Origin of the sequence: Klebsiella sp. CN_Kp091, from assembly GCF_040065095.1 — a bacterium.
Lineage (GTDB): Bacteria > Pseudomonadota > Gammaproteobacteria > Enterobacterales > Enterobacteriaceae > Klebsiella > Klebsiella aerogenes.
Window position 1 is genome coordinate 131,121 of the sequence record NZ_JBEAIO010000002.1, and the last position, 25,916, is coordinate 157,036.

The 25,916-nt window shown below is 55.7% G+C and carries 20 protein-coding genes and 1 pseudogene; 9 read left to right on the forward strand and 12 right to left on the reverse strand.

Annotation, left to right across the window (positions count from 1 at the left end):
* Positions 1-49: 49 nt before the first annotated feature.
* Positions 50-1,807, forward strand: coding sequence for a Lon protease family protein (locus ABLV17_RS01830; protein WP_308958468.1), 1,758 nt, complete (start codon positions 50-52; stop codon positions 1,805-1,807).
* 69 nt (positions 1,808-1,876) lie between these two features.
* Complete coding sequence (gene fabA, locus ABLV17_RS01835; RefSeq protein ID WP_015704907.1) at positions 1,877-2,395, forward strand: bifunctional 3-hydroxydecanoyl-ACP dehydratase/trans-2-decenoyl-ACP isomerase; 519 nt, start codon at positions 1,877-1,879, stop codon at positions 2,393-2,395.
* A gap of 93 nt (positions 2,396-2,488) precedes the next feature.
* Here the strand turns inward: fabA and rmf are convergent, their stop codons facing one another.
* From rmf to rlmKL, 6 genes are all read right to left on the reverse strand, one after another.
* Positions 2,489-2,656 (reverse strand): ribosome modulation factor, encoded by a 168-nt coding sequence (gene rmf, locus ABLV17_RS01840; protein WP_015704906.1) that lies wholly within the window; start codon positions 2,654-2,656, stop codon positions 2,489-2,491.
* Between the two features lie 255 nt (positions 2,657-2,911).
* The gene (gene pqiC, locus ABLV17_RS01845; RefSeq protein ID WP_049051536.1) at positions 2,912-3,475 is read right to left on the reverse strand and encodes a membrane integrity-associated transporter subunit PqiC; all 564 of its coding nucleotides are present in this window, start codon (positions 3,473-3,475) and stop codon (positions 2,912-2,914) included.
* A complete protein-coding gene (gene pqiB, locus ABLV17_RS01850; RefSeq protein WP_308958469.1) occupies positions 3,472-5,112 on the reverse strand; it encodes an intermembrane transport protein PqiB in 1,641 nt (546 codons plus the stop codon). Before pqiB ends, pqiC begins: the two co-directional genes overlap by 4 nt.
* Entirely contained in the window at positions 5,102-6,370 is a 1,269-nt protein-coding gene (pqiA, locus tag ABLV17_RS01855) for a membrane integrity-associated transporter subunit PqiA (RefSeq protein ID WP_032711301.1), read from the reverse strand. The genes pqiB and pqiA overlap by 11 nt, the downstream gene beginning before the upstream one ends.
* Positions 6,371-6,384: 14 nt before the next feature.
* Positions 6,385-8,292 (reverse strand): ABC transporter ATP-binding protein, encoded by a 1,908-nt coding sequence (locus ABLV17_RS01860; RefSeq protein WP_020079244.1) that lies wholly within the window; start codon positions 8,290-8,292, stop codon positions 6,385-6,387.
* A 12-nt stretch (positions 8,293-8,304) separates the two neighbouring features.
* A complete protein-coding gene (gene rlmKL, locus ABLV17_RS01865) occupies positions 8,305-10,410 on the reverse strand; it encodes a bifunctional 23S rRNA (guanine(2069)-N(7))-methyltransferase RlmK/23S rRNA (guanine(2445)-N(2))-methyltransferase RlmL (RefSeq protein ID WP_308958470.1) in 2,106 nt (701 codons plus the stop codon).
* Positions 10,411-10,508: 98 nt separating this feature from the next.
* On the opposite strand from rlmKL, the gene ABLV17_RS01870 reads away from it, so the two are divergent.
* Positions 10,509-11,618: a YcbX family protein gene (locus tag ABLV17_RS01870; RefSeq protein WP_308958471.1), complete on the forward strand. Its 1,110-nt coding sequence runs from the start codon at positions 10,509-10,511 to the stop codon at positions 11,616-11,618.
* On the opposite strand, the gene zapC is transcribed toward ABLV17_RS01870, so the two are convergent.
* Positions 11,615-12,157 carry a cell division protein ZapC gene (zapC, locus tag ABLV17_RS01875; RefSeq protein ID WP_087858134.1) on the reverse strand — a complete coding sequence of 181 codons (543 nt, stop codon included), beginning with the start codon at positions 12,155-12,157 and terminating at the stop codon, positions 11,615-11,617. The genes ABLV17_RS01870 and zapC overlap by 4 nt on opposite strands.
* Before the next feature lie 169 nt (positions 12,158-12,326).
* Positions 12,327-13,337 carry a quinone-dependent dihydroorotate dehydrogenase gene (gene pyrD / locus ABLV17_RS01880; RefSeq protein WP_042892893.1) on the reverse strand — a complete coding sequence of 337 codons (1,011 nt, stop codon included), beginning with the start codon at positions 13,335-13,337 and terminating at the stop codon, positions 12,327-12,329.
* Between the two features lie 248 nt (positions 13,338-13,585).
* Between pyrD and ssuE the strand changes: the two genes are divergently transcribed.
* From ssuE to ssuB, 5 genes and pseudogenes are all read left to right on the forward strand, one after another.
* Positions 13,586-14,161 (forward strand): NADPH-dependent FMN reductase, encoded by a 576-nt coding sequence (ssuE, locus tag ABLV17_RS01885; protein WP_087858135.1) that lies wholly within the window; start codon positions 13,586-13,588, stop codon positions 14,159-14,161.
* Positions 14,154-15,153, forward strand: a pseudogene (locus ABLV17_RS01890) (sulfonate ABC transporter substrate-binding protein). The gene ssuE and the pseudogene ABLV17_RS01890 overlap by 8 nt, the downstream one beginning before the upstream one ends.
* Entirely contained in the window at positions 15,113-16,258 is a 1,146-nt protein-coding gene (ssuD, locus tag ABLV17_RS01895; protein WP_015367446.1) for an FMNH2-dependent alkanesulfonate monooxygenase, read from the forward strand. Before ABLV17_RS01890 ends, ssuD begins: the two are co-directional and overlap by 41 nt.
* Positions 16,259-16,268: 10 nt before the next feature.
* The gene (gene ssuC, locus ABLV17_RS01900; protein WP_015367447.1) at positions 16,269-17,060 is read left to right on the forward strand and encodes an aliphatic sulfonate ABC transporter permease SsuC; all 792 of its coding nucleotides are present in this window, start codon (positions 16,269-16,271) and stop codon (positions 17,058-17,060) included.
* Positions 17,057-17,830, forward strand: a complete 774-nt coding sequence (gene ssuB / locus ABLV17_RS01905; RefSeq protein WP_308958472.1) for an aliphatic sulfonates ABC transporter ATP-binding protein — start codon at positions 17,057-17,059, stop codon at positions 17,828-17,830. The genes ssuC and ssuB overlap by 4 nt, the downstream gene beginning before the upstream one ends.
* Positions 17,831-17,927: 97 nt before the next feature.
* Here the strand turns inward: ssuB and pepN are convergent, their stop codons facing one another.
* The gene (pepN, locus tag ABLV17_RS01910) at positions 17,928-20,543 is read right to left on the reverse strand and encodes an aminopeptidase N (protein ID WP_308958473.1); all 2,616 of its coding nucleotides are present in this window, start codon (positions 20,541-20,543) and stop codon (positions 17,928-17,930) included.
* 328 nt (positions 20,544-20,871) lie between these two features.
* Between pepN and pncB the strand changes: the two genes are divergently transcribed.
* Positions 20,872-22,074 (forward strand): nicotinate phosphoribosyltransferase, encoded by a 1,203-nt coding sequence (pncB, locus tag ABLV17_RS01915; RefSeq protein WP_271032276.1) that lies wholly within the window; start codon positions 20,872-20,874, stop codon positions 22,072-22,074.
* A 44-nt stretch (positions 22,075-22,118) separates the two neighbouring features.
* Here pncB and ABLV17_RS01920 read toward each other — a convergent pair whose 3' ends face one another.
* From ABLV17_RS01920 to ABLV17_RS01930, 3 genes are read right to left on the reverse strand one after another with little or no spacing between them, the layout of a single operon-like run.
* A complete protein-coding gene (locus ABLV17_RS01920; RefSeq protein ID WP_100631484.1) occupies positions 22,119-23,282 on the reverse strand; it encodes a M20 aminoacylase family protein in 1,164 nt (387 codons plus the stop codon).
* An 18-nt stretch (positions 23,283-23,300) separates the two neighbouring features.
* The gene (locus ABLV17_RS01925) at positions 23,301-24,539 is read right to left on the reverse strand and encodes a Zn-dependent hydrolase (protein ID WP_049059584.1); all 1,239 of its coding nucleotides are present in this window, start codon (positions 24,537-24,539) and stop codon (positions 23,301-23,303) included.
* 24 nt (positions 24,540-24,563) lie between these two features.
* Complete coding sequence (locus ABLV17_RS01930; RefSeq protein WP_049059585.1) at positions 24,564-25,853, reverse strand: aromatic amino acid transport family protein; 1,290 nt, start codon at positions 25,851-25,853, stop codon at positions 24,564-24,566.
* Between the last annotated feature and the right edge of the window lie 63 nt (positions 25,854-25,916).

Below are 25,916 nucleotides of genomic sequence, written 5' to 3' on the forward strand. Positions count from 1 at the left end.
GGCTTCGGGTATAATCGCTCGTTTTACATCTGACTAAAAAACAGCGACTTTGACCATTACGAAACTTACCCGAAACGACCTCGCTCCTGATACGGAAAGTTATCAGGCGCTGTTTACCCAGGTCAATCTCGCCGAGACAGAGGCATCCCTCGCCGGCGATCTACAGCCCCGTTTATTTTATGCGCTGGAACAGCTTCTGATCACGCCAGCCATTTCATCATTTATGCTGGTAAAGGCGCCGGAAGAACCGGAATATCTGCATTGGGTAGCCGAAGCCGCCCGCAGCCTGCAGCAATCTACAACAGAGTTCTTCGGTGTACGCTATCAGGTCAACGGCGGCAACGTAACCATGTCGCCGGCACAAAGCGCGGAAGACAATTTTGCCAGCAGCGGTCCGGTTGAATCCGCCGACTGGATTGAAGCGGAGCAGCTCTTTGGTTGCGTACGCCAATTTAACGGCGAAATTTCGCTGCAGCCAGGTCTGGTCCACCGCGCGAACGGTGGCGTCCTGTTGCTCTCCCTGCGTGCGCTACTGGCCCAGCCGCTGCTATGGATGCGCCTGAAGAACATGGTGACCCGTCAGCGTTTTGATTGGCTGTCTATTGACGAATCCCGCCCTCTTCCCGTTAGCATTCCCTCCATGCCGCTGAACCTGAGGATCATTCTGATCGGCGAGCGCGATGCGCTGGCTGACTTTCAGGAGATGGAACCGGAACTCGCGTCGCAGGCCATTTACAGCGAGTATGAAGACAACCTGCAGATAGCCGATGCCGACACCCTGAAACTCTGGTGCCAGTGGGTCTGGCAGAATGCTCGTCAGCTTTCGCTGCCGGGGCCGGCGGCGGACGCATGGCCGCTGCTGATTGCAGAAGGCGCGCGAGACACCGGCGATCAGGAGACGCTTCCGCTTTCCCCTCTCTGGATTAGTCGCCAGCTGCGTGAAGCGGCAGCCTTCTGCGAAGGCGAATTGATTAGCGGCGCGGAGATGCAAACCATGCTTGAGCGCCGTGAATGGCGTGAAGGCTATCTTGCCGAGCGGATGCGCGATGAAATTCTTCTCGATCAGATAATGATTGATACCGAAGGCGAATGCATCGGTCAGATCAACGCCCTGTCGGTAATCGAGTTTCCAGGCCACCCGCGCGCCTTTGGCGAACCTTCGCGCATCAGCTGCGTAGTGCATATCGGCGATGGCGAATTTATTGATGTAGAACGCAAAGCTGAACTGGGCGGCAATATTCACGCCAAAGGCATGATGATCATGCAGGCCTTTATCATGTCCGAGCTTGAACTTGAACAGCAGCTGCCGTTTAGCGCATCACTGACCTTCGAGCAGTCCTACAGTGAAGTGGATGGCGATAGCGCCTCAATGGCTGAACTGTGCGCTCTCATCAGCGCGCTGGCCAATGTGCCAATCAACCAGAGTATTGCAATTACCGGTTCGGTCGATCAGTTCGGTCGCGTCCAGCCGGTCGGCGGACTAAACGAAAAGATTGAAGGTTTCTTCACCATCTGTCAGCAGCGCGGATTAACAGGCAAGCAAGGCGTCATTATCCCATCTGCCAACGTCCGCCATCTGAGCCTCGCCCAGGAACTTCGCCAGGCCGTGGCTGATGAGCAGTTCTTTATCTGGGCCATTGATGATGTTACCGAAGCCCTGCCGCTTCTCACCCAGCTGCAATGGGATGGTGAAGGACAAACGCTACGACAAACTATTCAGGAACGGATTGCGCAGGCGATGCAACAAGAGACTCGCCATCGTTTTCCATGGCCGCTACGCTGGTTAGGCGGATCAAATTCGAACTGATCGGACTTGTTCAGCTTACACGTGTTAGCTATCCTGCGTCCCGAACTCAAAATAAGGCTTACTGAAAACATGGTAGATAAACGCGAATCCTATACAAAAGAAGATCTTCTTGCCTCTGGTCGTGGTGAACTGTTTGGCGCGAAAGGCCCGCAACTGCCGGCGCCGAGCATGCTGATGATGGACCGCGTCGTCAAGATGACCGAAACCGGCGGCAACTACGACAAGGGTTACGTTGAAGCTGAGCTCGACATCAACCCGGACCTGTGGTTCTTCGGTTGTCACTTCATCGGCGACCCGGTAATGCCTGGCTGTCTGGGTCTGGACGCAATGTGGCAACTGGTTGGCTTCTATCTGGGCTGGCTGGGCGGTGAAGGGAAAGGCCGTGCGCTGGGCGTAGGCGAAGTGAAATTTACCGGTCAGATTCTGCCGACGGCGAAAAAAGTCACCTATCGTATCCACTTCAAACGCATTGTAAACCGTCGCCTGATCATGGGCCTGGCGGATGGCGAAGTGCTGGTTGATGGTCGTCTGATCTACTCTGCAACTGACCTGAAAGTAGGTCTGTTCCAGGATACTTCCGCGTTCTGATTTACCTTCCGTACTTATTCTGAAGTACAAAAGGTCCTGAAGCACAAAAGGCGAAGCCTTCGCAGAGCGAAGGCTTCTTTTTTAAAGAGACAGTCAGGCAGTTTGCACCCTGTCCTCCATGGCTTCTCGCCAACCTCCTAGCCAATGGGACCTCTGATTAAGGGTCTGGTAGGGACACATTTCTTTCGATCTGCCGGTAATGCCGGCCTGATATCCACGCTGATGTGCCCGTTCCAAGCGATCTCGTTTTTGTCTCTTCATGCCTCGTTTCCCTCATTATTTGATCTGGTGGAAAAGAAAACAGTGGTCACTAAATATGCAACCACGTATAACCTTTACCGCGAAACGCAGGCAGCGTCAATGCGCAAAATTCACGCCAGTGTCATATTTGTGAGCTATATGAAAGTTCATTTGTACAAAAATCGTGAGCCAGCACAACTATCAATCTGAAGCGACAAATAAAAAAAGCCGCGGCGATTTTTCAGGTCGCGGCGGCTTTAATTTTATTAATTTTACTTATGGCAGGCGGTTCAGCTCGCTCGCAATCGCGGTGGCTTCCTGGCTCCAGGCCTGCGCCAGGGTCTTAACCATCGCGTCGTAGCCATCCTGCTGTTGCTTAAGTTCAATATTGAACGGACGCTTAATCAGCTGCCCCTGATGCTTAAGCAACCATTCACCGCTAACAATGACCCGGCCATCATAGCGGCCGTGGAAGCCGCTAACGGAGACATTAAGCGTATCCTGCTCGCTGCCTAACGGCTGCGATGCCACCACCCAACCCGGCAGTTGGTTACTCAGATTCGCCACCAGCGTAGTACGTAACTGCTGATCCAGCGGGCTGGCCCACAGGTTGTTATTAGCAATCACATACTGCACATCGGTCGTCTGATAAACCACGCCATTCCCGGCCAGATAATCAGGGATACTGACCTGCTCAACCCACAGCAAATTCTTGCTCTGATGGGCGGCGCTTTGCGCGCCGCTCTTTGCTACCGGTAATTGATAGTAAGTTTTACTCTCACCACCGCTGCTGCAGGCCGTCAGTACGCATACCGCTGCCGCCACTAACCACTTTTTCATTGTTTCGCTCCCTTCGGCTGCGGATCTTTTTTATCCTTGGCCTCAAATACCAGCGCATTGCTCTTGTCGTTGAGGGTTTTCAGTACCGGCTGCAGTTCACGAAGTACCTGATCCAGTCGCTGCATATCCGCAACCATCTTATTGTAGGCCGCCGAGCCCGGCTGGAAGCCCTGCATACTGCGGTTCAACTCGCGCAACGTGTTCTGCATATCGGCAGGAAGCTGCTGCATCGACTGGCTTGAGGTGATCTTATTCAAGTTGTCGAGCGTAGTCTGGACACGCTGCATGGTTTTCTGGCTCTGCGCCAGGGTACTGGTCGCCTGCTCCAGCAGTGGGTTAATCGGCAGATTGTTGATCTTATCGAGCGCATCCATCAGACGCTGCTGGATTTGCGCCAGACCGCCGCTGACGGTTGGAATGATCGGATAGCCGCCGAACTCCTGAATCTTGCCGCGCGGAGGCGCTTTCGGATAGAAGTCGAGATCGATATACAGCGCGCCGGTGACCAGGTTGCCGGTTTTCAGCGAACCGCGCAGGCCGCGATTGATCAGATCGTCAATATGCGCGCGAATATTAGGGTCGCCGCCCAGTTGGTTGATTAGACGTTCCGGCTCAATACGCACTTCTACCGGGATACGATAATCATCGTTCAGGCTCTGTTTCAAACCAGGGATAAAGAACGGTACTTTGCCGACGGTACCAAGGCGAATACCGCGGAATTCAACCGGCGCCCCCGGCTGGAGACCACGCACAGAATCTTTAAAGAACAGGACGTAATCAATATGCTGGGTGAACACCGAATCCTGGATACTCCTCTGATCGTCAAACAGGTGGTATTCCGTTTTATTCGCCACCGGCTCGCCGAGATCCAATCCTTCCGGAATGTCAAAGCTTACACCGCCGCCAAACAGCGTCGACAGCGATCCCATCTCAACGCGCATCCCCGCGGACGTGAGGTCAACCGCGATACCGCTATCTTTCCAGAAGCGAACGTTAGTCGTCACCAGACGGTCGTTCGGCGCGTTGATAAACAGCTGGTAAGTGATGCGACGCTTCTGCGTATCAAAGGTGCTGGTTTCAACGGAACCGACGCGATAGCCGCGGAACAGCACCGGATCGCCAGGAGAGAGTTGCCCGGCTTTGCTACTTTCCAGCAGAACACGGATACCTTTGGCATCCGGTGAAGCCAATGGCGGCGAATCCAACAGCGGATACTGCGGCGCCACAGAACCTGCTTTACCTGGCTGCAATTCGATATAGGCGCCGGAAAGCAAGGTGCCGAGGCCGCTAATCCCCTCGCGCCCCACCTGCGGTTTTACCACCCAGAACACCGAGTCTTTATGCAGCAGCTTCTGCATCCCCGAGTTCAGACGCGCTTTAATTTCTACATGTTTCAGGTCATCAGTCAGGATAGCGCTTTCCACTACCCCGACATCAACGCTGCGGCTCTTGATACGCGTTTTACCCCCTTCAATGCCTTCGGCGTTGGTGGTGATAAGCGTCACCTCCGGCCCCTGGTGGCTGTAGTGGTAAAACAGTATCCATGCGCCGATGAGCACAGTCACAATCGGAAAGATCCAGACCGGTGACCAGTTCTTCACCTTCTGCACTTTCGCTTCTCCGCTCTTATTTTCCATGCTGTTGCATTTCCTCATGGCTTGGATCTGGTTCACGGTCCCACAATAGACGTGGGTCAAACATCATGGCCGAGAACATGGTCATAACAACGACCAGCGCGAACATCACCGCGCCTATCGCCGGATAGATATTCATCAAGCCTCCCATGCGCACCAGCGCCGAGAGTACCGCGATGACAAAAACGTCGATCATTGACCAACGGCCAACAAATTCAACCACTTCATAGATTAGGTGCATACGCTCTGAATCACGCGCGCCGTTACCATTCGCGCTCCAGCACAGCCAACCGATAGCGATCATTTTTAACGTTGGCACCATGATACTGGCGATAAAGATAACCAGCGCAACCGGGTAAGAGCCCTCACTCCACAGCAGAACGACGCCCGCCATGATCGTCGACGGCATTTTATCGCCCAGCAGATCGGTAATCATAATCGGCAGAATATTGGCGGGTAGATAGAGCACAAACGATGTCATCAGCAGCGCCAGCGTCCACTGCAGGCTGTTTTTACGCCGCGGGGTACCTTTGGTGTGACAGCGCGGACACTCTTTCTCATCCGCTGGCAGCACCGCCGTACAGCACGAGCAGGAGCGTAACCCCTGTCGCAGCCCCGGCACGCCAGGGCGAAGCGGCTGCTTAATGACCGGCATTGGCGCAATGTCGTCCCATAACCAGCGGCGATCGACGCACTGAAACGCCCGCAACTGCAGCAGGCAGAACAGACACCAGGGAACAAAGCTCAGCCCTACGCCGATATCACCGTAGGCCATAAGTTTAACGAAGCTGACCAGCACCCCGGCGAGGAAAATCTCGGCCATCCCCCAGCTTTTGAGGTGAAACAAAATCCGCGCCAGAAACGCCTTCAAGCGTGAAGGCATATGAACGCGATTGACCAACAATAAGATGGTCACCAGACAAAACGCCGGGACCAGTTGGACAAACAGTAAAAAGAACGTACCAAGGCTGGCGTAATCCTCGGTGAACAGCACGTTTGGTATTTCCAGCAGCTCAATTTCGCTGCTGATCCCGCCGACTTTCATATAAACAAAAGGAAACAGGTTTGCCAGTAGCAGCATGAACAGCGCCACCAGCGCATAGGCCGTGGGACGCTGCCGCGGCGCGTCCCACGATGTGGTGAGCGTGGTGCCGCAGCGTGGGCATGCGGCTTTCTGGCGATGCTCCAGCGGCGGCAAAGCCACCAGCAGATCACATTGTGGGCACAATATGTGCCGCGCAGCATGATGATGATCGCACATGAACACTCCTCAGCTTAAGCGCCGTTTTTGAGTCCTTCGAGATATTCCCAGCGTTCAAAGGCCGCTTCCAGGGCCTGTTCCGCTTCCGCTAACTGCGCCAGCACCTGCTGGGTCTGGTCATGCGGCTGGCCGAAGAACGAAGGATCGGCAACTTTTTCCTGCAGCGTCTGCAGTTGAGTTTCCAGATCTTCCAGCTTCTGCGGCAGCTGTTCCAGTTCGCGCTGCAGGTTATAGCTTAGTTTGCTGGCGGCGCGTTTGACACTTTCTGCTTTCGGTTGAGCGACTTCCGCCGTTTTTTTTACAATCGGCTGTTTATTCGCCAGCGACTGCGCTTGCTGTCCACGCGCGTCGTGATAACCACCGATATATTGGCCGATACGCCCGCCGCCCTCGAAGATCCAGCACTCGGTCACGGTGTTATCGACAAATTGACGATCGTGGCTCACCAGCATCACGGTGCCCTGGTAGCCATCGATCAGCTCTTCCAGCAGTTCCAGCGTTTCGACATCAAGGTCGTTAGTCGGTTCATCGAGAATCAATAAGTTACTGGGTTTCAGGAACAAGCGCGCGAGCAGCAGACGGTTACGCTCCCCGCCGGACAACGCGCGTACCGGGGTCATCGCCCGTTTTGGATGGAACAGGAAGTCCTGCAGATAGCCCAGCACGTGACGCGGCTTACCGTTTACCATCACCTCTTGCTTACCTTCCGCAAGGTTATCCATCACCGTGCGGTCCGGATCCAGCTCCGCGCGGTGCTGGTCGAAGTAGGCGACTTCTAGCTTGGTACCGACGTGGATACGCCCGCTATCGGCCTGTAGCTGACCGAGCATCAGCTTCAGCAGCGTGGTTTTACCGCAACCGTTCGGGCCAATCAGCGCAATCTTGTCGCCACGCTGGATTTGCGCGGAGAAATCTTTGACCAGCACTTTGCCGTCAACCTGATAGTTGACGTTTTCCATCTCAAAGACGATTTTGCCGGAGCGAGAAGCCTCCTCGACCTGCATCTTCGCGCTGCCCATCACTTCACGGCGCTCGCCGCGTTCGCGACGCATGGCTTTCAGCGCGCGGACGCGTCCTTCGTTGCGGGTACGACGCGCTTTAATCCCCTGGCGGATCCACACCTCTTCCTGCGCCAGCTTGCGGTCGAATTCAGCATTCTGCAGCTCTTCAACCCGCAGCGCTTCTTCTTTATCCAGCAGATATTGATCGTAATTGCCCGGATAGGTCACCAGCTTGCCGCGATCGAGATCGACGATGCGCGTTGCCATATTGCGGATAAAAGAACGGTCGTGCGAAATGAAGATGATGGTGCCTTTGAAAGATTTGAGGAACCCTTCCAGCCAGTCGATAGTTTCGATATCGAGGTGGTTAGTCGGTTCATCCAGCAGCAGTACGCGAGGCCCGCTAACCAGCGCGCGGCCCAGCGCCGCTTTACGCAGCCAGCCGCCGGACAGCGACGCAAGCTGCGCGTCGGCGTTAAGGCCAAGCTGCTCGATCACTTCGTTGATACGGCTATCTAACTGCCACAGCCCCAAGTTATCCAGCTGTTCCTGCAGGCGGGCCAGTTCATTTAAATTTTTGTCGCTCGGATCGGTCATCACCTGATGCGAAACGTCATGATAGGCCTTCAGGTACGCCGCCTGTTCGGCGATCCCTTCCGCGACAAAATCGTACACCGTACCGGCGACGTTACGCGGAGGATCCTGCTGCAGACGCGCGACGATCAGATCCTGTTCATAAATAATACGCCCATCGTCCAGACCCTGCTCGCGGTTGAGGATTTTCATCAGGGTCGATTTACCCGCGCCGTTACGCCCAACCAGACAAACGCGTTCGTTATCTTCGATATGCAGTTCAGCATTATCCAGCAGCGGCGCATCGCTGAACGAAAGCCAGGCGCCGTGCATACTAATCAGTGACATTCTTTATTCCTTTCAGGCCGCGGTAATCAGCCAGCAGTTGTGGATCTGACGGTTGCGGGCAAAATCCTGCGACAGCGTTTTTTGCGAAATTTCTTGCGCCTTCAGGCCAAGCGCCGCCAGCCCGTCATGATCCATACGGAAACCGCGTTTGTTATTCGAGAACATAATCGTGCCGCCTTTACGCAGCAGACGTTTTAGATCGGTCATCAGACGGATATGATCGCGCTGCACGTCAAAGGCGTCTTCCATTCGTTTGGAGTTGGAGAAGGTCGGCGGATCGATAAAGATCAGATCGAACTGCTCGGTACTTTCCCGCAGCCAACCCAGCACGTCCGCCTGCATCAGGCGATGCGCGCGGCCGGTTAAGCCATTGAGACGCAGGTTGCGTTCCGCCCACTCCAGATAGGTGCGCGACATATCGACGGTGGTGGTTGAACGCGCGCCGCCGAGACCGGCGTGGACGCTGGCGCTGCCGGTATAGGAGAACAGGTTGAGGAAATCCTTACCCTTGCTCATCTGGCCCAGCATACGACGGGCGATACGGTGGTCGAGGAACAGACCGGTGTCGAGATAGTCGGTAAGGTTAACCCACAGACGCGCGTTATACTCCTGTACCTCGATAAAGTCGCCCTTCTCCGCCATCTTCTGGTACTGATTTTTACCCTTCTGCCGTTCACGGGTCTTCAGCACCAGTTTATTCGGCGCGATCCCCAATACCGCGATAGTCGCGGCGATAATATCGAACAGACGCTGGCGCGCTTTGTGCGCATCGACGGTTTTCGGCGGCGCGTACTCCTGCACCACCACCCATTCGCCGTAGCGGTCGATAGCCACGTTGTATTCCGGCAAATCGGCATCGTACAGGCGATAGCATTCAATACCTTCCTGACGAGCCCACTTTTCAAACTTCTTCAGATTTTTGCGCAAGCGGTTAGCAAAATCTTCCGCCAGCATCGCCGGCTTGCCGCCTTCGCTTTCCGCCAGATGATAGTTCTTCTGTACGCAGTCCAGCGGGCCGTTTTTGGCTTTAAACTGTTTATCGGCGCGCAACTGCAGGCAGCTCAGCAATTCCGGCGAGGCGCTGAAGACCGACAGGTTCCAGCCGCCAAACTGGTTTTTCATAATCCGTCCCAGCAGGCTGTGCAGGGCAATCAGCGCTGGTTCGCTTTCCAGACGCTCGCCGTACGGCGGGTTGCTGATAACGGTGCCGTACGGGCCTTTCGGCAGCGGATTATTGAGCTGCGCGACGTCTTTCACTACGAAATTGATGAGCTCGCCAATACCGGCGCGGCGGGCATTGCGGCGCGCGCGTTCAATTACGCGCTCGTCGACATCAGAGCCGTAGAAGCGTGATTCATAAGCCGCCAGCCCTTGGCGAGCGCGCGTTTGCGCCTCAGCTTTTACCTCTTTCCAGATAGCGTCATCGTGCTGCGCCCAGCCGCCGAAGCCCCAGTGGCCGCGGTGTAAGCCCGGCGCGCGATCGGTCGCCAGCATCGCCGCTTCAATCAGCAATGTGCCGGAGCCGCACATCGGATCGAGCAGCGGCGTTCCCGCCACCCAGCCGGAGCGCATGACGATTGCCGCCGCGAGGTTTTCTTTGATAGGCGCCATGCCGGTACCATCACGGTATCCGCGCAGATGCAGACCTTCGCCGCTCAGATCCAGCGAGATATGCGCCGTCTCTTTGTTCAGCCAGACGTTGATACGCAGATCGGGATTTTCACGATCGACATTCGGACGCGGCAGGTTTTTACGCGTGAAGCTATCGACGATAGCGTCTTTGACTTTTAATGCGCCATACTGACTATTGCGGATCTCATCATTGAGGCCGCTAAAATGCACCGCGAAGGTGGCGTCAGTGGTAAAGATCTCCGTCCACGGAATCGATTGAACCCCCAGGTAGAGATCCAGATCGCTATACACGCTGCACTCACCCAGCGGCAGCATGATGCGCGAGGCCAGCCGGCTCCACATCAGGCTTTGATACAGCAGGCGCGTATCTCCCTGAAAATGAACCCCGCCCTGGACGACCTGGCACTCCGTGGCGCCAAGACCTTCCAGTTCAGTTTTTAACAGCTCTTCGAGACCACGAGCCGTGCTGGCAAACAGAGATTTCATATCGTCACTTTTACTTAAAGAAAATTGGTGCGCATTATAGCCAATATGTGCCCTATGTCATAAAGTTAAAGGCTTATTTTTGAACCCAGGGGCAGCGTATGGTAACGCTATCGAAACTTTTTATTCATCCCGTCAAATCCATGCGCGGAATTGGCGTCACCCATGCCTTTGCCGATATTAGCGGCATGGCCTTCGACCGCATCTTTATGCTGACTGAAACCGACGGTACGTTTATTACCGCGCGCCAGTTTCCGCAGATGGTGAAATTCCTGCCTTCGCCGCTTCATGACGGCCTGCACTTGACCGCGCCGGATGGCAGCAGCGCGCTGGTGCGCTTTGATGATTTCGCTCCCCAGGGCGAGCCGACGGAGGTGTGGGGCAACCATTTCACCGCCTTAATCGCGCCAGCCGCCATCAACCAGTGGCTCAGCGGCTTCTTCAACCGCGACGTCCAACTGCGCTGGCTCGGGCCGCAGCTAACCCGGCGAGTAAAACGCCACGACGCGGTACCCCTCTCCTTCGCCGATGGTTATCCCTACCTGCTCGCCAACGAGGCCTCGCTTCGCGACCTGCAGCAACGGTGCCCTGCCAGCGTAAGCATAGAACAGTTTCGCCCTAATCTGGTGGTCACCGGTGCCGCGGCGTGGGATGAAGATAGCTGGAAAGTCATACGTATCGGCGAGGTGGTATTTGATGTTGCCAAACCCTGCAGCCGCTGCATTTTCACCACCGTCAGCCCGGAGCGTGGGCAAAAGCATCCGTCCGGCGAGCCGCTGGAAACGTTAAAGCGTTTTCGTACCGCGCAGGATAACGGCGATGTCGATTTTGGCCAGAACCTGATCGCCCGCAACAGCGGCGTAATCCGCGTGGGTGATGAGGTGGAAGTGCTGACGCGCGGCCCGGCTAAAACCTATGGCGCTGGCGATAGCGACGATACGCTGGCGGCCGATGCGCAGCCAAAAGCGACGGTTGAGATTGAGTGGCAAGGGCAACAGTTTACCGGCAACAACCAGCAGGTGCTGCTGGAGCAGCTGGAACAACAGGGCATTCGTATCCCTTATTCCTGCCGCGCCGGGATCTGCGGCAGTTGTCGGATCCGCCTGGAAGAGGGTGAAGTGAGTCCGTTAAAGAAAAATGCGGTCGCCGCGGATGGCACCATTTTATGCTGCAGCTGCGTACCGAAAACCGCGCTGCGCCTGGCGCCTTAAACCGCCTGCCCCAGGCTGTAGCTGGCCGTGTTCTGCGCCGGCTGCAGTCTGTCATTCATAATTTTAATCACATCGCCCAACTGCATTACCCGGCCAGCCAGAGTTAGTCCCGGCTGCGCCAGCAGGCAAAGCGTGGCGTTTTCACCCGGTTCAACCACCAGCAAATTGACCTGCTCGCCGGTATCGCTGATCCACACGCTGGCGGCGTCGCCGCTGGCGGGTTGCCAGTTCTGCTGATGCGTGGTGAAATGCCAGCTCTTCGGCATCTGTGGTTTCAGAAAACGGATCGCGGTTAAGGCATTTAATACTAATTCGGCACGCTGCTCTTTGTTTAATTCAATTTCGCGGCATTTTTCTTCAAAAGAAAAATAGAGCGCCGCGTCATCGACGCAAAATCCCGATGGCGCGAAAGCATCAGGCGTTAACATGCGCCGGGCAAAACGTGAGCGAAATAACATACCATTGGCCAAGTCGAGCATCATGCGGTCATGCTCTTCGTCGTAATACCAACGCCAGTTATCGTCAGGTTTAATCCGCATTTCTACCCCCGTCCTCTTCCACTTCCTTCTGCAAAGCAATGGCATCCTGCTACAGAATAATTTCTAAAATTAAGAAAAGACTAAAATGTCTAAATAAGCAACAATGAAGGAATATAAAACAACCAGGGCTGGAAATAAAGCCCTGGGGAAGATTCAGAGGCGGAAAAGATTAGATGTGTGTAACAATTTCTTTAATCAGCGGCGGGCCTTTAAAAATAAACCCGGAATAAATCTGTACCAGCGTGGCGCCAGCAGCCAGCTTTTCACGAGCGGCGATCACCGAGTCAATACCGCCAACTCCGATAATTGGCAAACGACCATTTAATTCCGTGGCCAGCATACGAATAATTTCGGTGCTTTTTAATTGTAATGGACGACCACTCAACCCACCGGTTTCATCACAATGCTTCATCCCCTGGACCAATGAACGATCGAGGGTGGTATTGGTAGCAATGACGCCATCAATATTATGGCGGACTAAGCTGTCGGCTACCTGGATCAATTCTTCGACAGAAAGATCCGGGGCGATCTTCACCGCCACAGGAACATATTTTTGATGTTTCTGTTGAAGTTCGAGCTGCTTATTTTTAATACCACTGAGTAAATCATCCAGCGCTTCGCCATATTGCAGAGTACGTAACCCTGGGGTATTCGGCGAGGAGATATTAATGGCGATATATCCAGCGTATGGATAGACTTTTTCCATACAAATCAGATAATCATCTTTACCCTGCTCTACCGGAGTATCTTTATTTTTACCGATATTAATCCCCAGCACGCCGTCAAAATGCGCTTTTTTCACATTCTCGACCAGGTTATCAACGCCGTGGTTATTAAAGCCCATGCGGTTGATCAAACCTTCGGCATCGACGAGACGGAAGATCCTCGGCTTGTCATTGCCCGGCTGCGGACGCGGAGTCACGGTACCAATTTCGATTGAGCCGAAGCCCATCGCACCGAGCGCATCAATACACTCGCCGTTTTTATCAAGCCCGGCCGCCAGCCCCAGCGGATTCTTGAAAGTGAGCCCCATGCAGGTAACGGGTTTCGACGGTACTTTTTGTCGAACCAGCATTTCCAGCGGCGTGCCGGTGACGCGGCGTAATTGTTGGAAGGTTACTTCATGAGCGCGCTCAGGATCGAGCTGAAAAAGAGCTTTACGAACGAAGGGATAGTACATGAACTCTCCTGGATTCCCGGTGTGCAAACCGGGGGCGTATTATGTTCGATCCGCGCCCGAAAGGGAATTGACCTGCGACAAAAAATCACGCGACCAACGCAAACGTTTACTTCTCAGCCGCCTGTTATGCGCATTTTGGCAATTTAACGCCGGAAAAATCATTTAGGGAAATAAACGCCCTCTGTCACACTGCCATAAAATGTTATCAATTATAGATAAATGCAAACATTTGGTTATAAGGAGAGTGTATGCGCGTTATTACAATCGCGGGCAGCCCCCGCTACCCTTCTCGCTCAAGCGCATTGCTGGAGTACACCAGAGAGAAACTTACCGCGGCCGACATCGAAGTCTATCACTGGCATTTACAGAATTTCGATCCCGAAGATCTGCTTTACGCCCGCTTCGATAACCCCGCTCTGCATACCTTAAATGAACAACTGGCCGGCGCTGATGGCCTGATTATCGCCACTCCCGTCTATAAAGCCTCTTTTTCCGGCGCGCTGAAGACGCTACTAGACTTGCTCCCCGAACGCGCTCTGGAAGGCAAAATTGTCCTGCCGCTGGCGACAGGCGGCACCATCGCCCATATGCTGGCGGTCGATTACGCGCTTAAACCAGTGCTTAACGCTCTCAAAGCGCAGGAGATCCTCCACGGCGTATTCGCCGATGACAGCCAGGTCACCGATTATCAACACAAGCCGCAGTTCACACCGAATCTGCAAAACCGTCTCGACCAGGCGCTGGAGACCTTCTGGCAGGCGCTGAATCGCCGCAACAGCCGCATCCCCGGACTAAAGACGTTACAGGGGGTTGAGCATGCTTAATCCTCTGCGTGCCCTAACCCTCGGCGGGCTACTCATGCTTTCCTTTATTACGCATGCGGCCCCGCAGGCGCCGGAAGCGTTACGCATCGGCTACCAGAAAGGCAGCGTCAGTATGGTGCTGGCGAAGAGCCATCAACTGCTGGAGCAACGCTATCCGCAAACTAAGATTTCGTGGGTCGAGTTTCCCGCCGGGCCGCAAATGCTGGAAGCGCTGAACGTCGGCAGTATTGATATCGGCAGCACCGGCGATATCCCACCGATTTTCGCTCAGGCTGCCGGCGCCGATCTGGTCTATATCGGCGCTGAACCAGCGAAACCGAAAGCGGAAGTGATTCTGGTTGCCGATAACAGCCCAATCAAAAGCGTGGCTGAACTGAAAGGCCGTAAGGTGGCGTTCCAGAAGGGCTCAAGCTCGCACAATCTGCTGCTGCGCGCTCTACAGCAGGCAGGTCTGAAATTCAGCGATATCCAGCCGGTGTATCTCGCCCCCGCCGATGCTCGCGCCGCCTTCCAGCAGGGCAATGTCGACGCCTGGGCCATCTGGGATCCCTATTACTCTGCGGCGCTGCTGCAAGGCGGGGTACGGGTACTGAAAGATGGTAGCGACCTAAAGCAGACCGGTTCGTTCTATCTTGCCGCTCGTCCTTATGCCGAAAAGAACGGCGCCTTTATCGAAGGCGTGCTGGAGACCTTTAGCCAGGCGGATGCCCTGACCATTAGCCATCGCCAGCAAAGTATTGCCCTGCTGGCCAAAACGATGGGTCTACCCGAAGCGGTGATTGCCAGCTATCTCGACCATCGTCCGCCCACTGCGATATCACCGGTAAGTGCTGAAACGGCCGCTCGCCAGCAGCAAACCGCCGATCTCTTCTATGAAAACAAGCTGGTACCGAAAAAAATCACTATTCAAAACCGTATCTGGCAGCCTGCCCCCGCACAAGGAGCGAAATCATGAGTCTGAATATGTTCTGGTTCTTACCCACCCACGGTGACGGCCGCTATCTGGGCACCGATGAAGGCGCGCGCCCGGTAGATTACAGTTATCTGCAGCAAATCGCCCAGGCCGCCGACCGGCTCGGCTTCACCGGCGTACTCATTCCTACCGGACGCTCGTGCGAAGATGCCTGGCTGGTTGCCGCTTCAATGATCCCCGTCACCCAACGGCTGAAGTTTCTTGTCGCGCTGCGCCCAAGCGTGGTATCCCCCACCGTCGCCGCGCGCCAGGCTGCCACGCTTGACCGGCTCTCTAATGGCCGGGCCTTGTTCAATCTGGTCACCGGCAGCGATCCAAATGAATTAGCCGGCGATGGCGTATTCCTCGACCACACCGAACGCTACGAAGCCTCCGCCGAGTTCACCCATATCTGGCGCAAACTGATGGAAGGTGAAACCGTGACTTTCCACGGCAAGCACCAGCACGTGCGCGGGGCGAAACTGCTCTTCCCGCCGCAGCAACAGCCGCGACCGCCGCTCTACTTTGGCGGCTCCTCGGACGTTGCACAGGATCTGGCCGCCGAACAGGTCGACCTCTACCTGACCTGGGGCGAACCGCCAGCGCAGGTGGCGGAAAAAATCGCCCAGGTGCGTGAGAAAGCCGCGCGCCTCGGCCGCAGCGTCCGCTTTGGTATTCGTTTGCACGTCATCGTTCGCGAAACCAATGAAGAGGCATGGCAAGCGGCGGAAAGCTTAATCTCCCATCTGGATGACGAAACCATCGCCCGCGCGCAGGCAGCCTTCGCGCAAACCGATTCTGTTGGCCAGCACCGCATGGCGGCGCTGCACAACGGCCGTCGCGACAAGCTGGAAATCAGCCCGAATCTGTGGGCGGGCGTCGGTCTGGCGCGCGGTGGCGCGGGCACCGCGCTGGTGGGCGATGCGGCTACCGTCGCCGAACGTATTAATGAATACGCCGAACTAGGCATCGACAGTTTTATCTTCTCCGGCTACCCGCACCTTGAGGAAGCCTGGCGAGTCGGCGAACTGCTGTTCCCGCTGCTCGATGTCAACGTCCCGACGATCCCTCAGCCGCAAAACTTGCGCCTGCAGGGCGAAGCGGTGGCGAACGAATTTATCCCGCGTAAAGCGGCGCAAAGTTAGGGAGCGAACTATGGCAGCCTCTTCGCAAAAACTTCTATTACGCCTCGCTCCTTGGTTTTTACCGGTGGGCACCGTGCTTATCTGGCAATTGGCGTCATCGGTAGGCTGGCTCTCAACCCGTATTCTCCCCTCTCCGGAGGGGGTACTGAAAGCCTTCTGGACGCTCTCCGCCAGCGGCGAGCTGTGGCAACACCTGGCGATCAGTTCCTGGCGCGCCTTACTCGGCTTCGCCATTGGCGGCTCCATCGGCCTGACGCTCGGACTCATCAGCGGCCTCTCGCGCTGGGGCGAACGCCTGCTGGATACCTCCATCCAGATGCTGCGCAATGTGCCGCATCTGGCGCTAATTCCATTGGTGATTTTGTGGTTTGGTATTGACGAAAGCGCCAAAATATTTCTTGTCGCGCTGGGGACGATGTTTCCGATTTATATCAATACCTGGCACGGTATCCGCAATATCGATCGCGGTCTGGTGGAAATGGCGCGTAGCTATGGCTTATCCGGGTTCGCCCTCTTCCGCCACGTAATCCTCCCCGGCGCCCTGCCCTCGATTATGGTCGGCATTCGCTTCGCTCTCGGATTAATGTGGCTGACGCTTATCGTTGCTGAGACCATCTCGGCTAATGCCGGGATTGGCTATCTGGCGATGAACGCCCGCGAATTTCTGCAAACCGATGTGGTGGTGGTCGCCATTATTCTTTACGCCATTCTCGGCAAGCTCGCCGATTTTAGCGCGCAACTGCTGGAACGCGTCTGGCTGCGCTGGAACCCGGCGTACCGTCTTCAGGAGGCTAACGCATGAATACTGCTCGTCTTAATCCCGGGATCCCGCTGTTACTCAATGGGGTCAGCAAACGCTACGGCGACAATGTCATTCTCAATGAGCTGGATTTACATATTCCTACCGGGCAATTTGTCGCAGTGGTCGGCCGCAGCGGCGGCGGTAAAAGCACCCTGCTGCGCCTGCTGGCCGGGCTGGAAAAACCCAATGGCGGCGAACTGCTGGCAGGCGCGACGCCGCTTGCGCAGATCCAGGAGGATACGCGCATGATGTTCCAGGACGCGCGGTTGCTACCGTGGAAAACGGTTATCGACAACGTTGGACTTGGGCTGAAGGGCCAGTGGCGCGATGCCGCCCGCCAGGCGCTGGCCAGCGTCGGGCTGGAAGAGAGAGCCGATGAGTGGCCGGCGGCCCTCTCCGGCGGGCAAAAACAGCGCGTTGCGCTGGCCCGCGCGCTGATCCATCGCCCGCGTCTGCTGCTGCTGGATGAACCGCTGGGAGCGCTTGACGCCCTCACCCGTCTGGAAATGCAGGAATTGATTGTTTCGCTCTGGCAAGAACACGGCTTTACCGTGTTGCTGGTAACTCATGATGTGAGTGAAGCGGTGGCGATGGCCGACCGGGTGCTGTTAATAGAAGAAAAGAAAATTGGCCTCGATTTGAGCGTGGATATTCCGCGTCCGCGGCGGTTCGGCTCGGCAAAGCTGGCGGAACTGGAAGCACAGGTGCTCGATCGGGTGATGAAGCGCGGCGACAGCGATCGTGCGCCGCGTTTGTTTGGTCATGGCTAACTAATGTCCCCGGCCCGCGCTTCGCTCGGCCGGGCTACCAAATCGCACAGCGCTGTAGCCCCGGTAAGCGAGAGCGCCACCGGGGATTTTGCGGCCGTTACGCCAGCGCTTTGGTAATCTTCTCGAACAGATCGCCGGAGAGATTCTCCAGCCCTTTCAGCTGTTCCAGCGCCGCACGCATCTTGGCCTGACGTTTCTCATCGTAGCGTTTCAGACGAATCAGCGGCTCAATTAGACGCGACGCCACCTGCGGGTTGCGGCTATTGAGCTCGGTCAGCATTTCCACCAGGAACTGGTAACCGCTGCCGTCTTCGGCATGGAACGCCGCCGGGTTGCTACTCGCGAAGGCGCCGATCAGCGAACGTACCCGGTTTGGGTTGCTCATCGTGAATGAACGGTGCTTGAGCAAGCCGCGTACCGTCTCAACCACATTGGCCGCCGGGCTGGTGGACTGCAGAATAAACCACTTATCCATCACCAGACCGTCCTGGTGCCACTTATCGTCATACTCCTGCATCAATGCATCACGGCACGGCAACTCCGCCGCCACCGCCGACGACAGCGCAGCCAACGCGTCGGTCATGTTGTCAGCATGATGATACTGGGCTTGCACCAGCTTATCTGCCAATTCAACATCGCCAAAAGCCAGATAGCGCAGGCAGGTATTGCGCAGGGAACGTTTACCGATATCGGCATGGTCTACGCGATAGCTGTCGAGCTTGTTGGCGTTGTAAACCACCAGCAGCTCATCGGCCAGTTCTTTCGCCAGCGTACGGGTCAGCGCTTCGCGCACCGCCGCGATGGCAATCGGATCGATGATGGCGAACAGTTCAGCAATTTCGTTGGCCGACGGCAGCGTTAAAATTTCCGCCGCCAGCGCCGGATCGATTTTCTCATCGAGCAGGATCGCGCGGAAGGCGTCAGCGACGTGGATCGGCAGCGACAGCGGCTGCCCCTGCTGATGACGATTAACGTTGAGTTTGATGTAGGTCGCCAGCAGACTCTGCGCGGCATCCCAACGCGAGAAGTCGTTACGCGCGTGGCGCATCAGGAACGTCAGCTGCTGGTCGCTCCACTTATATTCAAGCTTGACCGGCGCGGAGAATTCACACAGCAGCGCCGGTACCGGCTGGAAGTAAACGTTATCAAAGACGAATGTCTGTTCCGCCTGGGTGACATTCAATACGTGATGTACCGGATGACCGCCCTTCTGCAGCGGGATCGCTTTGCCTTCGTTATCGTACAGCTCGATACTGAACGGGATGTGCAGCGGCTGCTTGTCGGCCTGTTCCGCGGTCGGCGGCGTACGCTGGCTGATAGTCAGGGTGTACTGCTCGGTTTCCGGGTTATAGTCGTCATGCACGGTAACGACCGGCGTGCCGGACTGGCTGTACCAGCGACGGAAATGCGACAGATCCACGTTCGAAGCATCTTCCATCGCCTGCACGAAATCATCGCAGGTGGCGGCGCTGCCGTCATGGCGTTCAAAGTACAACTGCATCCCTTTCTGGAAATTGGCTTCGCCCAACAGGGTGTGCAGCATACGGATCACTTCGGCGCCCTTTTCATAGACCGTCAGGGTGTAGAAGTTGTTCATTTCGATAACCATATCCGGACGGATCGGGTGCGCCATCGGGCTGGCGTCTTCGGCAAACTGTAGCCCGCGCATGGTACGCACGTTATTGATACGGTTTACCGCACGCGAGCCGAGATCGGAACTGAACTCCTGATCGCGGAATACGGTCAGCCCTTCTTTCAGGCTGAGCTGGAACCAGTCGCGACAGGTCACACGGTTGCCGGTCCAGTTATGGAAATATTCGTGACCTATGACGCGTTCGATATCGAGGTAGTCTTTATCGGTCGCGGTATCGGTACGGGCCAGCACGTATTTAGAGTTAAAGACGTTGAGGCCTTTGTTCTCCATCGCGCCCATATTGAAGAAGTCGACGGCGACGATCATATAGATGTCGAGGTCATATTCGAGACCGAAACGAGTTTCGTCCCACTTCATCGAATTCTTCAGCGAAGTCATCGCCCACGGCGCGCGGTCGAGGTTGCCGCGGTCAACGTACAGTTCAAGGGCGACTTCACGCCCGGAACGGGTGGTGAAGGTGTCACGCAGCACATCGAAATCGCCGGCTACCAGCGCGAACAGGTAACAGGGTTTCGGGAACGGATCCTGCCATTGGATCCAGTGACGGCCATTGTCCAGCTCACCCTGGGCTACGCGGTTACCGTTAGAAAGCAGGTAGGGGTATTTCGCCTTATCGGCGATGATTTTGGTGGTGAAGCGCGCCAGCACATCCGGACGGTCGAGGTACCAGGTAATATGGCGGAAGCCCTCTGCTTCGCACTGGGTACATAGCGCTTCGCCTGACTGATACAGGCCTTCCAGCGCGGTGTTCGCCGCCGGGCTAATTTCATTGACGATAGTCAGGGTGAAATTGTCCGGCAAACCGCCAATCACCAGCTGATTATTTTCTTCTTTATAGTCGTTCCACGGCTGGCCGTTCACCTGCAGTGAAATCAGGGTCAGGTCTTCGCCATCCAGACGCAATGGCACATCAGACGCAGCCGCGTGACGGGAAACCTTACTCTCGGCCGTGACAACGGTTTTCGCGGCATCCAGGTCAAAGGTCAAATCAATATCGCTAATCAGATAATCCGGCGCACGGTAGTCGTGGCGGTATTTGGCTTGGGGCTGTTGTGTCATAAAAAACCTTTAGCGTGTCTGTAAAGTATCGGCTCCAGTCTATTCCTGTTGCGCAGATCGCGCTATGCAGAATCTTCATCTTTTCAACGTTCAACACGAAAATCGCTACATTTTGATAACACATGAGGCACGAAATGCGCTCGACCCGACGCAAAGCTTGTGGTGTGATCCGTGTTCAATATATTAAACTAGGCCTCGCAAATGACCGTCAGCGTTACCGTCGAGCCATCGCAGCAGGACAGCACCGGGTATTAAAGGTATACTCCGCCTCCTTTTTTCTGCTTTGGTTTGAATGGAACGCCCCAGTGAGAGGATGCTACTGCGCACCATGACACAATTCACTTCTCCTGTACTGCACTCGCTGCTTGATACGGATGCCTATAAGCTGCATATGCAGCAGGCCGTCTTCCACCGCTACTACGATGTGGAGGTAGCGGCAGAGTTCCGCTGCCGCGGAGACGATCTGCTCGGCATCTATGCCGACGCGATTCGCGAGCAGGTCGAAACCATGCGCGACCTGAAGCTGCAGGACGATGAGTATCGCTGGCTGTCCACCCTGCCGTTCTTCTCGCAGGACTATCTCGACTGGCTACGCGACTTCCGTTACGACCCAAGCCAGGTCACCGTTATCAACGATCATGGCAAGCTGAATATTCGCCTCGCCGGGCCGTGGCGCGAAGTGATCATGTGGGAAGTGCCGCTGCTGGCGGTCATCAGCGAACTGGTGCACCACTACCGTTCGCCGGAAATCGGCGTCGATCTGGCGCTGGAGACGCTCGAACATAAGCTTGCCGACTTCGCCGACATAACCGCCGACATCGATATGTCGGCATTCCGCCTGATGGATTTCGGCACCCGCCGCCGCTTCTCCCGTGAAGTACAGCAGGCTATCGTGCAGCGCTTGCAGCAGGAGCCGTGGTTTGTCGGCACCAGCAATTACGATCTGGCCCGCCGACTCAATTTAACCCCGATGGGCACCCAGGCGCACGAATGGTTCCAGGCCCACCAGCAGATCAGTCCAAACCTTGCCAGCAGCCAGCGCGCGGCGCTTGCCGCCTGGCTGGCGGAATATCCGGATCGGCTGGGTATTGCTCTGACCGACTGCATCACCATGGACGCTTTCCTGCGTGATTTCGGTCCTGAATTCGCCACCCGCTATCAGGGACTGCGCCATGACTCCGGGGATCCGCTGGAGTGGGGCGAGAAAGCTATCGCCCATTATCAGAAATTGGGTATCGACCCGATGAGTAAAGTGCTGGTGTTCTCCGATAACCTCGACCTCGGCAAAGCGGTCGATCTGTATCGCCACTTCTCCTCGCGGGTGAATCTCAGTTTCGGTATCGGCACCCGGTTAACCTGCGACATCCCACAGGTGAAACCGCTGAATATCGTCATAAAACTAGTAGAATGTAACGGCAAGCCGGTGGCGAAACTCTCCGATAGCCCGGGTAAAACCATCTGCCACGACAAGGCTTTCGTCCGTGCCCTGCGTGAGGCCTTCGATCTGCCGCCGATTAAAAAGGCGAGTTAAAAAAACGGCCCGGCGGCGTTACGCTGCCGGGCCGACCAACATCTCTACTGCGGCAATCTCGTCCTGATCACCTCGGCAAAATACTCCGCGCCGGTCAGTAAAATTTCATCATTAAAGTCGTAGCAAGCGTTATGCAGCGGCGTATTGCCCTGAGTATCAGACGCATCGCCGTTACCTAAAAAGATGAAACAGCCGGGAATCTCCTGCAGGAAGGCGCCGAAGTCCTCCGAAATCATCATCTGCGCGACGTTGCCGTCGACATTTTCCGCCCCCACGACGTTCACCGCCGCATTGACCGCGACATCAACGCATTGCTGCCAGTTCACCGTCGGGGCGAATTCATGGGTATAGCTAAACTCGCACTGCGCGCCGTGCATCGCGCAAATCGCTTCGCTGATGGTCCGCATGCGCGCTTCCAGCAGCGCCTGTACGTCAGCGGAGTAGCTGCGGGTATCCCCTTTAATTTCCACATGCGTGGGGATCGCATTGCGGATACCGTCAGTATGAAGCTCCGTACAGGAGATCACCGCCGGCACGTTCGGGTCGATATTGCGTGAAACGATGGTCTGCAGCGCCAGAATAATTTCTGCCGCAATCACCAGCGGATCCTTCGCCATATGCGGCCGGGCGGCATGCGCCCCCTGCCCCTTAATACGGATAATAAAGTTATCTTCGCTGGCCATAATGCCGCCGACACGGGTGGCGATGGTCCCGGCTTTCATACCCGGCATATTGTGCAGGCCGTAAATCTCCTCGATGCCGAAACGCTCGATAACGCCGTCCGTCATCATCGCATTGGCGCCATAACCGGGTTCTTCCGCAGGTTGAAAAACAAAACAGACGGTTCCGTTAAAGTTTTGCCGCTGCAATAGCAACTGCGCCGCGCCCAGCGCAATGCAGGTATGGCCATCATGCCCGCAGCCGTGCATCCGTTCGGCGGTCGTGGAGCGGTAAGGCCGTTCGCCCTGTTCGTTCAATTGAATAGCATCGATGTCGGCGCGGATGGCGATAACACCGTTACCGTCGCCGCATTTCAATACGCCCACCAGCCCGGTTTTACCTATATTACGGTGAACCTCAATGCCCATCGCTTCGAGTTTCTCGGCGATAAACTGCGAGGTTTTGACTTCTTCAAAGGCGCTTTCCGGATTGGCATGCAGGTGATGGCGCCAGGCAATAAGCTGCTGCTTTAACTGTTGTTGATTCATTCTTCACTCCTGTAAAAATTATGCCGCACGCTGCGCGCGCTGTAATACCACCTGCAGCAGCACATTGGCGCCGGCAATGAGATCTTTGGCTTCGCTATGTTCATTGACGTTGTGGCTAATGCCGTCAACACAGGGGACAAAAATCATCCCTGCGGGGCATACCGAAGCCATAAATTGCGCGTCGTGGCCGGCGCCGCTCGGCAGGCGCCGATAACTGAGGGCTTGACGTTTCGCCTCCGCTTCAACGGCATTGACGATTTCATCGGCAAAAATGACCGGGTTAAAACGCACCAGTGAACGGCTGGCTATCTCCACCCCCTCTTCCTGCGCCGTTGTGACGACAAACTCGGCTAAGCGCCGTTCCGCCTCAATTAAGATAGTGTTATCGGTATTGCGTAAATCCACCGACATCACGACGTGATTTGGAATGACGTTAATCAGGTTGGGTTTAACGCTCATATGCCCGACGGTAGACACCTGATTGCCGCCGAGGCCCATCGCCAGTTCACGGGCGAAAACGGCGATTTTCGCCGCTGCAAGGCCGGCATCGCGGCGCATGGACATAGGTGTCGTACCGGCATGATTCGACACGCCTGTTAGCGTAAATTCTTGCCATGAAATACCCTGCACGCCGGTGACGACGCCGATATCAATCCGTTCCTTATCGAGGATAGGTCCCTGTTCGATATGTAGTTCGACGTAGCTATCTACCGGCAGATTGCCCGGCTGATGTTCGCCTTTATAGCCAATCTCCCGCAGCGCCTCGTCAAGAGTAATGCCGTTGTGGTCTTTTGCCGCCAGGGCCTGCGCCAGTGGATACTCCCCGGCAAACACCACGCTTCCCATCATATCGGGCTGGAAGCGCACCCCCTCCTCATTGGTAAAGAAGGTTACGGCTAACGGACGTCGCGGACGAATCCCGGCATCCTGAAGGGCGGCAATCACCTCGAGACCGGCCATCACGCCGTAGTTGCCATCGTACAGGCCGCCAGTACCCACGGTGTCGATATGCGACCCCATCATCACCATCGGTAGCGCCTCTTCTCCGCGATAAACACCGGTAACGTTGCCGATAGCATCGATATAGATAGTCAGCCCCAGCGCTTTCATCCGGGCAACAACAAAGTCCCTACCGGCTTTATCTTCCGCGGTCGCCGCAAGGCGGCAGACGCCGCCGCCTTCCAACGCGCCGCATTCACCAAGCGCGAACAGGGAATCGATCAGCCGCTGGCCGTTTATCTGTAGATCATGACTCATAAAACATCTCGCTATTGTTCGGGTTTACTGGAACATGCCGTAAAAAATGGCGGATACGGTAATTAACCCAATCAGGGTGACGAAAACGTTGCTGGCTTTGCCGCGATACGGCGCCAGCACCGGTAACTTATGAATGGCATACATCGGCAACAGCAGTAGAATCGCCGCCCCGGTCGGGCCGCTGATGCACTCGATAATGCCGAGGATGCTTGGGTTCTTATAGGCGGCGAACCAGCAGGTGAGGACCATAAAAACCAGAATAACGGCGTCAACTGCGCGGATAGTCGGTTTTTTCCCCCGCGCGGCGGCGGCCTCGATAATCAGATCGCGCAGCGATTCATAAGCGCCGATATAGTGGCCAAGAAACGATTTCGTAATCGCGACAAACGCAATGATTGGCGATAGCCAGGCAATAATCGGCGTCTCAAACTGGTTGGCGAGGTACGACAGGATCGACAAATTCTGCGCTTTTGCTTCCGCTAACTGCTGCGGCGACAGGCTCAACACGCAGCTGAGAACGAAAAATAGCACCACCACGGTCATTAACAGGATGCCATAGCGCTGGATCTGCGCGCATTTGCGCTCGGCAAGCGCGAGTCCGTAGCGCTGCTTCTGGCGCACGACCATCGGCGAGACGATCGGATAGTGGTTAAACGACATAACCAGCACCGGAAATGTCATCCACAGCGTTAGTAAAATGCCGCGCCCATCGCCCATTGCGCTGAAGTTCACGGTGTGCAAAATCGCGCCGTTCCAGTGCGGGATCAAAAACAGCGCCATAAAAATAAGTGAAATAATGAAGGGATAAACCAGGGTGCTCATCACGCGCATAATCAAACGCTGCCCGAGGCGGACAATAAACATCAGCCCGAGGATCAGCACGATGGACACCACTGCCCGCGGCGGCTCCGCCAGTCCCAACTGATGGCTGATAAAACTCTGCGCTGTATTCGTAATAGCTACCGCATACATAATCAAAATGGTGTACACGGCGAAGAAATAGATAACAGTAAACACCTTCCCCGCTAGCGCGCCAAAATGCTCGCCAATGACATCGGTGATCGTGCTTTCCGGCGTGTTGGAAGAATAAATAAATCGCGCCAGCCCGCGATGCGCCAGATAAGTAATCGGAAAAGCGAGAGCAAAAACGATAAGCAGCGGCCAGAAACCGCCAATCCCGGCGTTAATCGGCAGAAACAACACCCCGGCGCCAATTGCCGTGCCGAACAGGCCAAGCACCCACACGGTATCTTCGCTATGCCACTTTGCGGCATCGCAACATCCTCTTTCTGTCACAGCATTTTCAGTATTCATCGGTCAGGTTCTCTCTATGCATTACGCGAATCCGCGTATGTTTTCGTTATTAGTCAGAACGCA